Raw genomic sequence first — 14,365 nt, 5'->3', positions numbered from 1 at the left:
AGGCCATCTTTCAGGGATGGTCACTAGCCCAGGAGGGATTTATGTGTACTTAGTAGCCCAAAACTGGGAGAAGGGGGGCCGGAAAAGTCCCTCTCCCAAAATGGGCGAGGGATTTAGGGTGAGGGTACGCAGCGTGGTGCATCAAGTATGTGAATGCCCTGAAAAAGGGGGACTTCGAGCCGAGATATTCAGCGCCCCCATGGTAAGGGGGCGGCGACAGCGGGGGATCTCACTAGACCGCTAAACACATACGCCTCTTGAGAAGCGCCGCGATCGCGGCTGGCGACCCGAGCGGGTGAGTCGGTCGCCAATTTTGCGGTTTATGTCGTGGCCATGAGCCGTACCTCATCGCCGATGACGAGTCGCAGTCGGGCTTGGGCGCTGCTGCTGTTAACCGCAATCTCGACCCAGCCGTGGCTACCGACTAGGGCGATCGCATGGCCGAGTTCCACCTCGCCATAGGCTTTCCCCACGGGAATTTCCACCGCGCCGACCTGCATCACCCACGTTTGATCGGCGATCGCGGCGGCAGGAATCGTGGTAATCAGGTTGCCGAAGTGATCACTATGTTGAATCGAGCCAATGATCTGCTCGGTCGTGATTTCGGCTGGGGGAATGGCAATGCGCGTCAATGTCTGTGGATCTAGACTGTCGCCTAGGGCGGTCAGTGCGACCCCCGCCGCGAGATGGGCCGCCACGGGGGCAAAAATATCCCGCCCGTGGAAAGTTGGGCTGGGCTGGGGCGATCGCCAGTATTTGGGCTCAGTCAATTCAACGGCTTTGATATCTGCCGGGGAGACACGGTCAAAGACGCCGCTCAGCACCCCATTATCCGGCCCGACTAAATAGCCCTGGGGCAACTGGAGGGCGATCGCGCGGCGGGCCGTACCAACCCCCGGATCCACCACCACCACATGCACCGTCCCGGCCGGGAAATAGGGAGCGGCATTCAACAACGTAAACCGGGCGGCGGCCAGATTTTGGGGCGGAATGTTGTGGCTCAGGTCGATGACTGGCCCAGCGGGACAAATGCCCGCAATGATGCCCTTCATTACGCCGACGTAGCCATCACGATCACCAAAATCGGTCAGTAAGGTAATGGGCGGCGGCATGCCTCAGTCTCTCCGGGTGGCTTCCGCCCTCAGCATCCCAGATCTTGGCCGCTGGTGCAGCAACACGCGTTAGGCGCTGATGGCGGCGGGAACTTTGCCAAAGCGGCGATCGCGCTGTTGATAGGCCAACAGCGCCTCGTGGAATGCCGCCCGGTCAAAATCGGGCCAGTAGCGATCGGTGAAATACAGTTCGGTGTAGGCCAACTGCCAGAGCAGATAGTTGCTCAACCGTTGCTCACCGCTGGTGCGAATCAGGAGATCGGGATCGGGGTCATCGAGGGTGTAGAGTTGTCGGCTGATGGCGGTTTCGTCAATATCTGCGGGCTGCAAGCGGCCCTGCTGCACCTGGGCGGCGAGGGCCTGACAAGCACGGGTGATTTCAAGACGGCTGCCGTAGTTCACCGCGACGTTAAAGGTGACGCCTCGGTTGTGGGCGGTCGTTTCGCAGGCGCGGCCCATGGCGGCTTGTAGCGTGTCTGGCAGGGCGGACAAATCGCCGAGGAACTGGAGCCGTACCCCTTCCCGGTGCATTTCCGCCAATTCTTTCCGCAAGAGCCGCTCAAACAAACGCATGAGAAACTCCACTTCTTGCAGGGGGCGCTGCCAGTTTTCGGTGGAAAAGGCATACACCGTCAGGGTGGGAATGCCCCAGTCTTGGCAACAGCGCACCAAGTCCTTGAGCATGCGAGCGCCCTGGCGATGGCCCGCAATGCGGGGTAAATTGCGTGCTTTGGCCCAGCGGCCATTGCCGTCCATGATGCAGGCGACATGGCGGGGCAAGCGATCGCGGTCAAGATCTATGGGCAAGGTTTTCATAGTCGCAACAGTCATAAATGATGAACCACCAGTATTCAAATAATGCGGGCAGGTGAGTCGGTCAATAGCGTGATCCTGGATGGCTAATTGGCGCTAGCGGTGGCGTGAGATTCACCCAACAGAGCGTCTAAATTGGCTGGCGTCAGCGTGCGGTTCCAGGCCCACAGCGCTTTGATCACCTGGTCAAAGGTATAGAGCAGGGCCAAGCGCTGGGTCGGCGACCACTGCTGCCAAGCGAGTTCGTGCATCATGCGGCGCAGGGTATGCGGCAAACTGCCTTGGGTGGTGCGATCGCTGAGTTTCTGCACCATGGCCTGCCCCAGGGTTTGCCCAATTTTCAGCAGCGAAGAGTCGGGATAGGCCCACAGGCCAAAGCCCCAAAACTTGGTCATGTGATTAATTTCGTCAATCAGTAACTCGGCTAGCACCGCCTGCAAGGCTCCGGTCGAGTGGGCCATCATCCAAATGTATAAACAGGCCGCCCCATATTCCGTCGCTACCCGGTGGAGCCCGTGACGATACAGGTTTTCGTGGGGATCATCGGCTGGTTGGTAGGGCCGCGCCGCATGGGGCACGATGTTGGGTTTCTCTCCACTGAGCATTGTGTAAAGCTTTGCCAACGCTGGCGTGTGGCGTTTCTCCTCCCGCTCCCAAAGACCAATTTCCACCAGGTTGCCGGATTCATCTACCCGACCGCCGACAAATCGCGCCATGGCCGGATACAGTTGCTCCAGATATTGACGGCTGCTCTGGGTATAGCCGCGAATCGGCGCTTCGGTATTGATGGTGCCGAGCAGCGTGGCGCAAAAGGTGGCGCGGTCAATGCCAATGAGTTGGTCGGGGGAAACATCGCCCCAAGCGATCGCGCCCCAAGGCCGTAAGGTGGGCTGCGTTAGCTGTCGGGGCAAATCGGCTAAGCGATCGTGCAAGACGGCTTCGGTAACATAGCGCTGCCGCAGTCGCCGCACTCGCTGTAAGGTGTGTAACCCGCTCATCTGAGGGACAAATTCCCCCGCTAGATCCATATTGCTGGCCGTCTTGGTGAGGACGTAAGTCATGGCGGTTCCCCATGGGTGGTGTCTCCCCCAACTTATCCACCGCCCCCGCTGTCGTCAGTCGGTCAAAGTCTGGTGCCGCCTGCGATCGCCTCCTCTCAAACGTCGGAAAACGTCTGATACCCAATCCTTCTGGCTTGCCCGATGGCTCAAGGCGAATACCATTCGCCCCTACGGTTTGCTTTTTGGGAAATCGGGGGTATGTGATCCGAATTTGGTATGGCTCCCCCCTCATCAATAGGGTGCTCTGATTGCCCGATCACTGTTAAGTGGCGGAATAGTTCGCCAAATTTAATCTTGTGCGCTGTCGAAGAATTAAGTCGTCTCACTCGCAGGAGCAATGAGCTGATGCGAGAGTAATGAGCTGACAAACCACTAGTGAGTTGCAGTTTGATAACGCTGACTGGTCTGGGTCAGATACGTCACAGCGCTAATTAAGTCACAGCAGACCTCAGTGGGAGAAAACTCTTGAAGGTATGACTCACTGCGAATGCCGCAGGTTAAGGCTAGCGTTGGCAAGTCAAAGGCTTGTCCGGCGTTAATATCAGCTTCCGTGTCGCCCACCATCAGACTATGGCGGGTGTCAAAACCCAGGCGGTTTTGCTCGGCGATTGCGGCTCGGAGGTGAGCAATTTTATGCTCTGTCCGGTTGGCATAGGCGGTCTCAGCGTCATCTGAGCCGTAGATCTGGCTGACCATCGTGGCCAGGTCATACTGATGTAAGAAATCCAAAACTTGTGATGCCTGCCGTAAAGTGACAATCACAATTCTGATATTGCGATCGCGGAGGCCAGCCAAGGCAGCTCGTACTCCTGGCTGTAACTGGTCTTGATATAAAAGCGCTGGCTGATTGACCAAGGGGGCAATGCGACCCAAAAAGTTGTCGATTTGCTGACCCGACAAGCCTGACCAGTCGGCAATGGTGGTATCGGGCACCCGATTTTGCTTCATAAACCAAAACTGATCTTTGGTCAGCCGTCGAACTGGCAGCGCTATATGTCGCCGAGCGTAGGCAGCTTGAGTCGCTTTGAGCGCCAAACAGTAGGTGTGGTAGTAGCGGTCGGAGACGTCGGCAATTGGCCCGTCAAAGTCACAGAACAATGTACTTCCCGCCGGCAATCTGAGAGCAGTGTCTGCCATCGAAGAGCGTGATGATGCAGACCGGGGCGCAACATGCTGCATGAGTCAAACCTTAAGAAAGATTAAAAAACATTGCTAATTCCCTACACTCTAGCAGCCCCATTCTCAAAAAAGGGACGTGATTAGCAGGTTTCATATAGGCTGGGCTTATTGCTTATGGGTCAGGAATAAGTTTTAGTGGATTTCACTGAAGCCATTGGATGGGGATCAGTCAGAGAAACCGCCGCTGTTGTGGATTCGCCGGTAACCACTGCCGCCTCAGGTCACGATTTCCCCACCAGGGGCGAGGTTTAACGAGGGGTGATCGAACGCTGCTGCACGATCGCTGCGTAGGCGGTGCGAATTTTATCGGCAATATCAGTGACGGTTTGCGGGTCGGGGGGATTTTGAAGTGATCGAAAAATCTGTAGCTCCAACCCTTGCAGCCCTAATTCAGTTTTGCCTGCGAAGCGGGGTTGCAGCACAAAGTGGATGTGGTACGGCGGTTGATCCACCCAAGAATTAATGTAGATCCGCTCGGCTCCGAGGGCCATTTGCATGGCCTGAGTCATTTGCTGTAAGAACGGCCCCAGAGAAGCCGCCTCGTTGGGGGAAAGCTCCCAAAAATTCTCGCGATGGGCACGGGTCTTGATGACGATCGCCCCGGCTCCGTGATTGCCAATACAGTGGTCCGCCACCCACCAGGCGTTTTCGGCAATGATGCCCCCCGGCACCGTGCGACTGCCATTGACAATCTGGCAGGCCAAGCAGTTGGCAACGGGGGCGGGGGCGGGGGAGTGAGAATGATTCATCTCAAGGGGCTAGATGAGAACGGGAGCAAGTCCACAGGGCGCATGACGAAGCTATCTTACGGGCTGTGTCGGAAAGAGCCGCAGGCTGCACAAGGACTGTTACAAAGTGTTGGTCACAGTGCACAAGTCAGAGTCCCCATACGGTGACGGTTGGGCCGGTTGAGTTGGCTTACTCTTTGCCTTGCGCAATGGTCGCAACGGTGCCCCTTGAGCCTTCTCCGATCACCCTGAAGTGCCGGGACTGGCAGCTGCATCGCTTGGGGTAGCTGGGCGATCATCGTGGTTTCTGGTATCAACCGCAATCCGACGATCTCTGTCGCTAGGCACCCCCGTCCGGAAGAGACGATATCGGAGCGCACTGACAGCAACAGACTGGTCAAACTAGCGGCGCTTGACTGGCAGTGTTTCCAGCGCGCTGGAAGCAAGGTTAACCAAAGCCTTTGCCCCGATTGCTGGAGGGGAGGCACAGGCAGCTATTGAGCTGTTCACGGAGGGCGGCGTGATCCAGGTTTTGGCCAATCAGCACGAGCTGGTTTTTGGGCTCACCTTTCCACTGGTCGTCATCCAGGGAAAACCGCTTGCCACTGAGGTGAAAAATGTGCCGTTTAGGACTTTCCTCAAACCACAGGATGCCTTTAGCGCGGAAGATATTTTCGGGCAGTTGATTGTCGAGGAAATGCTGGAACTTGCGAATGGCGAAGGGGCGATCGCTTTCGAACGAGAGGGACGTGAACCCATCAATCGCTAAGTGATCGGAGTGGTGATGCGCGTGCTCATGCTCATGCTCGTGGTCGTGCTCGCAATGACCATGATCGTGGTCGCAATTGCTGTGGTCATGGTGCTCATGCTCGTGATGGTCATGGTCGTGATGTGCATGATCGTGGTCGTGGGCTGGCTCGGCGTCTTGTCCAAAATACTGGTCAGACTCGAATAGTCCGACGCTCAAAATCAACGGTAGCGGCACTTCTGAGCGGGTGGTGCGCATAATCCGCGCGCCTTCTTTAATATCCCGAATTTTGACTTCGAGTAAATCGAGGTCGGCTTCATCTACGAGATCCGCTTTATTCAGCAGCAGAATGTCACCGTAGGCAATTTGGTTGTACGCGGCTTGGCTATTGAAGAGATCCAAGCTGTAGTTTTCCGCATCAACAACCGTAATGATGGAATCGAGCCGAGTGAGATCCCGCAGTTCGGTGCCCAAAAACGTGAGGGCGATGGGTAGCGGGTCGGCCAAGCCGGTGGTTTCGACGACCAAATAATCAATTTTGTCTTGCCGCTCTAGCACTTTGTAAACGGCATCCATCAGGTCATTATTAATGGTGCAGCAAATGCAGCCGTTGCTCAGCTCGACCATGGTGTCGTCGCTGTCGTCGGTGGTGATCAGCAAGTCATTGTCGATGCCGATTTCGCCAAATTCATTCACCAGTACGGCGGTTTTCAGCCCTTCCTGATTGCTCAGAATGTGGTTGAGCAGGGTGGTTTTGCCACTGCCCAGAAAGCCAGTGATGATGGTGACGGGCATGCCATGCTTGGCTTCTTCCATACCCGCAGCTGGATTAGATGTAACCACTGAAGTCATAAGCTACTGCCAGAATTCGCGACATCTCCCATCATAATGTTCATTTTGTCAGGCGATCGTGATCGGATGATTTGGGGTGAACGAAAGTTGATGCAGGATGCTGGACTCACTCCCCATCACAGAACATCACGAGTTGGTTTGACGCCTGTCCTCGCCATTCTTTGGCGCGTGGGTGGAGACAAGCAGGCTAGGAGGCCGATCCAACCGATTCTCTAGGTTTTCTCTATATCTATGGGGATTTCGAGTGCGATCAATATGTATCTTCTATTACCGTTCAAATGACGTGACGTTAGCATCAAGTCATAGCGCCTTTGGCCTGCCAGCGATCGCAGTCGGTTGAGCCGTAGGCATTTAAGGATGTAAGTAAGCTGGAACAGCCGTCTCGGCTGTCTACTGGCAGACGCTGGAGGTGAATATATTGTTGACAGAAAAATCTCAGCCCTTTCACGTCACCTCCGTGGACGACCTGGCGACCCATTTTCAGACCAATCTGGAAGCGGGGCTGAAGGCGGAAGACGTGGCTAACCGCTACGAAACCTATGGGCGGAACGAATTGTCGGTCAAACCCGGCAAGCCTGCCTGGCTCAGATTTTTGCTGCAGTTCAACCAGCCGCTACTCTACATTTTGCTAGTGGCGGGGGCGGTCAAGGCATTGCTGGGATCTTGGACCAATGCGGCGGTGATTTGGGGGGTAACGGTGATCAACGCCATCATCGGCTACGTGCAGGAAGCCAAGGCGGAAGGGGCGATCGCCTCCCTGGCCAAAGCCGTCACTACTGAAACCACGGTGCTCCGAGGCGGGCAGATGTTGCGGGTGCAGTCCCAAGATTTGGTACCGGGGGATATTGTGCTGCTGTCGTCGGGGGATAAGGTGCCCGCCGATTTGCGCCTGCTGAAATCTCGCAGTCTGCAAGTGGATGAGTCGGCCCTGACGGGGGAATCGGTGCCGGTGGAGAAAGCGATCGCGCCCCTGCCAGTCGATACGCCCCTAGCGGAACGCCTGAATATGGCCTATGCGGGCAGCTTTGTGACCTTTGGTCAGGGCACGGGGCTGGTGGTCGCGACGGCGGGGGCTACCGAAGTCGGCCAGATTTCCCAATCCATGGAGCAGCGGGTGAATCTGACGACCCCACTGACTCGCAAGTTTGCCGCCTTTAGTCGCACCCTGCTCTACTGCATCTTGACTCTGGCGACCCTCACCTTTGCCATCGGTCTGGGGCAGGGCGAATCCTGGGAATACATGTTTGAAGCGGCGGTAGCCCTAGCGGTGAGTGCGATTCCGGAAGGATTGCCAGCGGTGGTGACCATTACGCTGGCGATCGGGGTCAACCGTATGGCCCGGCGCAACGCCATCATCCGCAAACTTCCTGCCGTGGAGGCGCTGGGCAGCGCGACCGTCATTTGCTCTGACAAAACCGGCACCCTGACCGAAAACCAGATGACGGTGCAGGCCGTTTATGCCGGAGCGCAGACCTATCGGGTCAGCGGCAGCGGCTATAGCCCTAAGGGCGAGATTGATCTGGGAGATGACATCCCCGATGACGTGGCGACGCTGGCGGATCACCTGCCGGATGCCCTGCGGGAATGCCTGGTGGCGGGAGTGCTGTGCAACGATAGCCAGCTCAAGCAATCGGGCGACCACTGGACGGTGGTCGGCGACCCGACGGAAGGGGCTTTGATTGCCGCCGCCGCCAAGGCGGATCTCAATCAGTCGGGCATGACCAGTCTCATGCCCCGGCTCGATTCCATCCCTTTTGAGTCGGAATATCAGTACATGGCGACTCTACACGATGCCCTCCCTCGGGTGATTTATGTCAAGGGATCCGTAGAGGCATTGCTACAGCGCTGTTCTGGCAGGATGACGACGTCGGGCCAGTTAAAGTCGCTAGATCCGTCGGGGATCGAACAAGCGGTGGCTGCCATGACCGCAAAAGGGTTGCGGGTTCTGGCTTTTGCCCGCAAGACCGTGGGCGATCGCCATCACTCCATTGATCATGATGACATTCAGTCGGGCCTGGTGTTTTTGGGTTTGCAGGGCATGATTGACCCGCCCCGCCCGGAAGCGATCGCCGCTGTCCACGCCTGCCAGGCGGCGGGCATTCAGGTGAAGATGATCACGGGCGACCACATTGCCACGGCCCAGGCGATCGCCCACCGCATGGGCATTCACCAAGCTGATCAGGTGGTTGCCTTTGAGGGCAAGCAGCTAGCGGCGATGGATGATGCCCAACTGACCCAAACGGTTACCGAGGGGGATGTGTTTGCCCGCGTGGCTCCGGCCCAGAAGCTGCGATTGGTGGAAACCTTGCAGATCAAAGGCAACATCGTGGCGATGACGGGGGACGGCGTTAATGATGCTCCGGCCCTGAAACAAGCGGATATTGGGATTGCCATGGGCCAAAATGGCACCGAAGTCGCCCGCGAAGCCGCCGATATGCTGCTCACTGACGACAACTTTGCTTCCATTGAAGCGGCGGTGGAAGAGGGGCGCACTGTTTACCAAAACCTGCGGAAAGCGATCGCCTTTCTGTTGCCGGTCAATGGTGGGGAATCGATGACCATTCTCATTAGTGCCTTGCTGGCGCGGGATTTGCCGATTCTCTCGCTACAGGTGCTGTGGCTGAACATGATCAACTCTCTCACCATGACGGTGCCTCTGGCCTTTGAGCCCAAGTCCGCTGGCCTGATGCAGCAACCGCCCCGCAATCCTAGAGAATCGTTGCTCACTAGACGACTATTGCGACGTATCCTGGCGGTCTCCTTCTTCAACTGGGTCCTGATTTTCGGCATGTTTGAATGGGCCAAAGCCACCACTGGCGATGTGGCGATCGCTCGGACGATGGCGATTCAAGCCTTGGTGGCCGCCCGCATTATTTACCTGCTCAGCATCAGCCAATTGGGCCTGAGCCTCTGGCAATCGCTCCGTCGCCGATCGACGGTCATTCCCAAAGCGCCGATTCTGATTTCAGGCATTCTGGGGGCAATTGCATTACAGGTGGTCTTTAGTCAGTGGGGACTCATGAATACCCTCTTCAAGACCGCTCCCTTGACCTGGAATCAGTGGCTAATTTGTTTGTTGCCCATGTTGCCCATGGTGCCCTTTGCGATGCTCGTGAATCGCCTTGATTCGCGGCAGGTAGAGGATGAACCGTCATCGCATCGCTACCATTAAGTGTGGTGTAACACGTAAGAATGCCACCACTCGACTTGAACATTGAGCCAGCCGCTTTTAGCTGATTGCGGCCTGCCGCGCTCATCGTCCTTCAGTCAGTGAGCAGGAATTCGCATTTACCCATGTCATGTCGCAAAAGCTGACCTATCATTAGCGCCATTGGCGCAGCTGCAGGTTGGCTAGCTGAGTGGAGGAGATGAACGATGAGATTGTCACGATTGACCATAGCCTTGCTGGGAACCGCCACGATTGTTGGGGGCTTTCCTACATATGCCTTAGCGCAAGAGCCTACGGCACCAGAGGCTGCTACGCCGGAAGTCACAGGGCCATCGGCGATTGACCTTTACAACCAAGGCATCGAGCAGTTTGAGGCAGAGGAGTATGCGGCGGCGATCGTGTCGTTCACTGAAGCCATTCAAATCAACCCCAGCTTTGCCGAGGCTTATGTCTATCGAGGGGCTGCGTATCGAGCCTTAGACGAAACCGAGGCGGCCATCGTCGATATTGATCGGGCGATCGCCCTCGATCCCCAAATCGGCCGGGCCTACCTGCTGCGAGCAGAAATCAATTACGAACTGGGCAACGCCCAACAAGCGCTGAGTGATGCCCAACTGGCTTTGGCACTGGATCCGACTTTAGGGGGCGCTCGCCTCTACGCCGGACTTGTGGCGCTGCAAGAGGGTGACAGTCAAAAAGCGATTAGCGATTTCACGGCAGCAATCACCCAAGACCCTACCGATCTGCGGGCCTATCTGCTGCGAGGCTTTGCCTATGACCAGGCGGAAATGTATTTTGAGGCGATCGCGGACTTCTCCTACGTTTTGGACGAGGAAGGGGATAACGTTATTGCCCTGATTGGTCGCGGTGCTGCCTACTACCACGAAGGCCAATTGTCGGCAGCCGAAGCGGATCTGTCCCGCGCTATTGAGATCAATCCAGAGTTGCCCTACGCCTACTACAACCGCAGCTTTATCTATGTCGCCCAAAATCGCTTGATGCTGGCCATTGCTGATTTGGATCAGGCGATCGCGTTGCAGCCGATCTTCCCTCGCGCTTACCTGAACCGGGGGCTATTGTTGGCGCGGGCGGGACAAGAGAGGCCAGCGATCGCCGACTTTGGGCGCGCGCTCGACCAAGATCCAGAGCTCGCTGAAGCCCTGACGGGACGCGCCAATGTGCAATTGGCGCGGGGCCGTGAACTGGACGCGATTACCGACTACACCCGAGCTTTAGCGATCACCCCTGATAGTGCGGTGAACTACAAACTGCGGGGCGATGCCTATTTGGCGGATGGCAACATGACGGCGGCACTGTCTGACTACAACCAAGCGATCGCCATCGCGCCCGATTACACCGCTGCCTATGCGGCCCGGGCGGAAGTTTACAACTCGGTCGGCGATAGTCAACGGGCGTTTGATGATTACTCTCTCGTGATTTCTGCCGATGATGACGACGTTGATCCCGACGTGCTGTACAAGCGGGGACTGGTGCGGCTGCGCTTAGGCGATCGCGCCGGAGCCCGCGCCGATTTGCAACAAGCGGCCGATCGCTATTTGGAAACGGGGCAAACTGACGGTTATCGTGAAACGGTGATTTATCTCCGTCAGCTCTAACAAGTTTGGCTGCAATCCTATGTCATGGCAACGGATCCGCCCCCAATGGCGATTTTGGCTCAGTTTGGGACTCCTGGTGTTGACCCTGTGGTTGGGGGCGATGCCGGTGGCCCAGGCCAGCGTCCACGTCTATCGCGAACGGCCCGGTCAGGTCACGGTGCGATCGCGCCTCAGCCTGCGGGATTTGAGCGATCGGGCCTGGCAGGTGATTGCCTTCAAACGCACCCAGGGCACCACCCTGCAAGGCTACTATTTGCGATTGGTGGGCTTTCCCGGTGCGGTGGAAGTGGATCGCCAGCGTCCGGCCACGGTGATTGCGCCCACTGGGCAAAGTCGGCAACTGCCATGGATCGTCGATCCCCAAGCGAAAGCCCTGCCGCCCAATGTGGGGCAGTTTGATCTCTCGCCTCTATTGGCCGAACTGGAGCAAGCCCTCCCGTTAGCAGTGCAGTTGCCTTTAGTGGGGGCGGATCCCGCCGAGATGGCGATCGCGCCTTTCATCGTGGAAGAGTGGCTCCAGGTCAAGCGCAGCAACGAGTCACCAGCGCCAATGGGAACGCCCTCGGGAAAATAGCCCTAGCATCAGCCCCACCAACTGCACGTAGCTCATGCCCACCAATAAGCTGGGGATGGGTAGCAAGCTCTTGACCCACAGCACCAGCGCCAGACAGCCCACCAAGGCCCACAGCGAAGCCGCGTCTAATCTCACAAAGCGAAAGAAGCGCTCCATCAACTCCACTGCCAGCACGCCCATGCCGCCCGCCGCCAGCACTTGCAGGAGCAATCCCACAATCCCTCCTTGCAGGAGCGCCGTAGTCCCCTCCGACCAGACGGTCAACATCGCTGACAGCAAAAAAATCAGGGCAATATCCAATGCCGTCGCCAGTAAGACCGTCAGTAAGGCATTCTGAATTAGGGGAATCCAGGGCAGTGTCTTCACGCGCCAAAGGGGATCTCTCATGGCCCAACTGCTTATACTCACAAAATTAATGCCCTCATCCTATCTCACGGATTTGCCTGACCTGGCCGCGATCGGCTGGCCCCTCTCGGTCGTCGTCATGCTGTTGCTGCATTGCCTCATCGGCTTGGTAGCCGCCCAAATCGCCCAGCGCAAAGGAGCCGATCTCAGCTTTTGGCTCATTTGGGGCCTGATTGGCGGTACCCTATCGCTGATCACCGCCCTGCGACTACCCGTCGATATAGAAGCCTAAGCACATGTCCACAACTTTGCTACTGCCAAACGATCGCGCCACCTTTGCTCTGGGGCAATGGCTGGGAGAACGGTTAGCGGCGGGGACGGTATTGTTGATGACGGGTGATTTGGGGGCGGGCAAAACGACTCTCACCAAAGGGTTAGGTAAGGGTCTCGCCATTCCTGATGAAATTGATAGCCCGACATTTACGCTAATCAACGAATATGACAGTGGGCGGCTGCCGCTGTATCACGTCGATTTGTATCGGCTGGAGGGGGCCGAGAGCGATCGCCTGTTTTTAGAAAGTTACTGGGAAGGGATAGAATACCCGCCGGGGATAGTCGCGATCGAGTGGGCGGAGCGACTGCACTATTTGCCGCCGGAGCCCCTCAAAATTGCCCTCTCCCATGCTCCCCCTGCGGGACGCCAGGTTACGCTCACGCCCAGCAATTCTGGGCAAACTCACTTATTAGAGGCCCTCACAACCGATGCGCTATTGGCTGATGAAATCTGAACCGGATGTCTACAGCATCGCTGATTTGGAAAACGACCCGACCGAGATTTGGGACGGCGTGCGCAACTATCAGGCCCGCAACTTTTTGCGAGACATGCAGGTGGGCGACCTAGCGTTTTTCTACCATTCCAACACCAAGCCGCCGGGCATCGTGGGGCTGATGAAAATCATTGAGGCGGATATTGTTGACCCGACCCAGTTTGACGAGTCGAGCAAATATTACGACCCCAAATCGAAGCCGGAGGAACCCCGCTGGCGCACGGTGAAAGTCGGCTATGGCGAAACCTTTGCTGAACAAATCACCCTCGATACGCTGAAGGCTACCTTCTCGCCGGAGGAACTGCTGGTGGTGAAGCGCGGCAATCGGCTTTCGGTGATGCCCGTCGATGAGGCCGTGGCGGAGAAGCTGTTAGAGATGGGGCGATCGGCTTGAGTGAGCGGTTTGCCATGATGGGTATAGTCAGATGCTTGGCCCTAGGGGCTGTCATCATTGAGCCGTAACAGGCTTTTCCGGTCAGGGTATCAGCCCCTAGCTGGTTGAGCAGTTGCGGGCGTGGAAATGCTGGTAGCACCAGGCTGCTGGAATTAATTAATGACCCGCCCTGGCATTAATGGTATGGCAAACCTCGGTTGACCGGGCTGACTAAGTTGCCTGACGCGGGGCGCGGGCAGCGAGGATATGAGCGATCGCGATCGTCGCATCAAAACTACGCAGTGCCACTCTGTCGGCGTAAAAATTCGAGATACTGGCTTTGCAAGATATACATACGAATGGCATCGCAGTATTTGCCGTTAATAAAAAACTCTTCTACCAAGTGTCCTTCTTCTATAAACCCTGATGTTTTATAGAGATGAACTGCTTTCTTATTTTCTTCTGCAACGACCAAATAGACTTTATTCAAGTTCAGAATCATGAATGCATAATCCAAAGCTAATTTGATGAGTTTTCTGGCATACCCGTGGCCTTGATGCTCAGGGGTGATAATGACCTGAAACTCTGTACTTCTGTGGATGTAGTCGATTTCCACGAGCTCTACCAAACCGATTTGGACATTTTCTGAATTAACGGCAAGAAACCGTCTCTCGGCATCGTCATGGATATGTTTGTTGTAAAGATCTTCAAGTTCATCAAAGGATTCATACGGTTCTTCGAACCAATAGGCCATGATGCTGCGGTTATTATTTAAGTGATGAATAAAGCGCAGATCTTCCTTTTCCAGAGCCCTCAGTCTCACATCTGCCGTCATCGTTTTTTATCCTTTACAGCCTGAGAAATTGTTAATAACTAGAGCGATCGCTGGGAGTAAGTAGCTGGGCCTAATTAAACGATAGCCTGGTGGCTGATTTCGACTCCGCTCAATCAGCGATATTGCTTGGCAG

Annotated in this window: 14 protein-coding genes; 6 read left to right on the top strand and 8 right to left on the bottom strand. The window is 56.3% G+C overall.

The window, feature by feature from the left end; translation table 11 throughout:
• Window positions 1-320 precede the first annotated feature (320 nt).
• The 6 genes from JUK32_RS01835 to JUK32_RS01810 form a co-directional block, all read right to left on the bottom strand.
• Window positions 321-1,112 (bottom strand): S-adenosyl-l-methionine hydroxide adenosyltransferase family protein, encoded by a 792-nt coding sequence (locus JUK32_RS01835; protein WP_204137146.1) that lies wholly within the window; start codon window positions 1,110-1,112, stop codon window positions 321-323.
• Window positions 1,113-1,181: 69 nt separating this feature from the next.
• Window positions 1,182-1,943 carry an isoprenyl transferase gene (locus JUK32_RS01830; RefSeq protein ID WP_204137145.1) on the bottom strand — a complete coding sequence of 254 codons (762 nt, stop codon included), beginning with the start codon at window positions 1,941-1,943 and terminating at the stop codon, window positions 1,182-1,184.
• Window positions 1,944-2,011: 68 nt separating this feature from the next.
• Complete coding sequence (locus tag JUK32_RS01825) at window positions 2,012-2,986, bottom strand: ferritin-like domain-containing protein (protein WP_204137144.1); 975 nt, start codon at window positions 2,984-2,986, stop codon at window positions 2,012-2,014.
• A 372-nt stretch (window positions 2,987-3,358) separates the two neighbouring features.
• Window positions 3,359-4,123, bottom strand: a complete 765-nt coding sequence (locus JUK32_RS01820) for an HAD family hydrolase (RefSeq protein WP_204137143.1) — start codon at window positions 4,121-4,123, stop codon at window positions 3,359-3,361.
• 290 nt (window positions 4,124-4,413) lie between these two features.
• Window positions 4,414-4,914, bottom strand: a complete 501-nt coding sequence (locus JUK32_RS01815) for an HIT family protein (RefSeq protein ID WP_204137142.1) — start codon at window positions 4,912-4,914, stop codon at window positions 4,414-4,416.
• Between the two features lie 427 nt (window positions 4,915-5,341).
• Window positions 5,342-6,493, bottom strand: a complete 1,152-nt coding sequence (locus JUK32_RS01810) for a GTP-binding protein (RefSeq protein WP_204137141.1) — start codon at window positions 6,491-6,493, stop codon at window positions 5,342-5,344.
• A gap of 457 nt (window positions 6,494-6,950) precedes the next feature.
• Between JUK32_RS01810 and JUK32_RS01805 the strand changes: the two genes are divergently transcribed.
• The 3 genes from JUK32_RS01805 to JUK32_RS01795 all read left to right on the top strand — a co-directional run bounded on the left by JUK32_RS01805 (window position 6,951) and on the right by JUK32_RS01795 (window position 11,852).
• Complete coding sequence (locus JUK32_RS01805) at window positions 6,951-9,665, top strand: cation-transporting P-type ATPase (protein WP_375541546.1); 2,715 nt, start codon at window positions 6,951-6,953, stop codon at window positions 9,663-9,665.
• A gap of 203 nt (window positions 9,666-9,868) precedes the next feature.
• Window positions 9,869-11,278 carry a tetratricopeptide repeat protein gene (locus JUK32_RS01800; protein ID WP_204137140.1) on the top strand — a complete coding sequence of 470 codons (1,410 nt, stop codon included), beginning with the start codon at window positions 9,869-9,871 and terminating at the stop codon, window positions 11,276-11,278.
• A gap of 19 nt (window positions 11,279-11,297) precedes the next feature.
• On the top strand, window positions 11,298-11,852 hold the full coding sequence (locus tag JUK32_RS01795; protein WP_204137139.1) for a DUF3122 domain-containing protein: 555 nt from the start codon (window positions 11,298-11,300) through the stop codon (window positions 11,850-11,852).
• On the opposite strand, the gene JUK32_RS01790 is transcribed toward JUK32_RS01795, so the two are convergent.
• Entirely contained in the window at window positions 11,817-12,239 is a 423-nt protein-coding gene (locus JUK32_RS01790; RefSeq protein ID WP_204137138.1) for a peptide chain release factor 1, read from the bottom strand. The two genes, JUK32_RS01795 and JUK32_RS01790, sit on opposite strands and share 36 nt — an antisense overlap.
• Window positions 12,240-12,267: 28 nt before the next feature.
• On the opposite strand from JUK32_RS01790, the gene JUK32_RS01785 reads away from it, so the two are divergent.
• The 3 genes from JUK32_RS01785 to JUK32_RS01775 are packed head-to-tail and all read left to right on the top strand — an operon-like array spanning window position 12,268 to window position 13,418.
• The gene (locus JUK32_RS01785; RefSeq protein WP_204137137.1) at window positions 12,268-12,489 is read left to right on the top strand and encodes a hypothetical protein; all 222 of its coding nucleotides are present in this window, start codon (window positions 12,268-12,270) and stop codon (window positions 12,487-12,489) included.
• 4 nt (window positions 12,490-12,493) lie between these two features.
• On the top strand, window positions 12,494-12,985 hold the full coding sequence (gene tsaE / locus JUK32_RS01780; RefSeq protein ID WP_204137136.1) for a tRNA (adenosine(37)-N6)-threonylcarbamoyltransferase complex ATPase subunit type 1 TsaE: 492 nt from the start codon (window positions 12,494-12,496) through the stop codon (window positions 12,983-12,985).
• The gene (locus JUK32_RS01775) at window positions 12,960-13,418 is read left to right on the top strand and encodes an EVE domain-containing protein (protein ID WP_204137135.1); all 459 of its coding nucleotides are present in this window, start codon (window positions 12,960-12,962) and stop codon (window positions 13,416-13,418) included. The genes tsaE and JUK32_RS01775 overlap by 26 nt, the downstream gene beginning before the upstream one ends.
• Window positions 13,419-13,692: 274 nt before the next feature.
• Here the strand turns inward: JUK32_RS01775 and speG are convergent, their stop codons facing one another.
• Entirely contained in the window at window positions 13,693-14,232 is a 540-nt protein-coding gene (speG, locus tag JUK32_RS01770) for a spermidine N1-acetyltransferase (RefSeq protein WP_204137134.1), read from the bottom strand.
• Window positions 14,233-14,365: the final 133 nt, after the last annotated feature.

The organism is Halomicronema sp. CCY15110 (assembly GCF_016888165.1).
GTDB lineage: Bacteria > Cyanobacteriota > Cyanobacteriia > Phormidesmidales > Phormidesmidaceae > Halomicronema.
The sequence above is the reverse complement of the archived record's forward strand: the minus strand, read 5'-3'. Positions and strand labels throughout refer to the sequence as shown.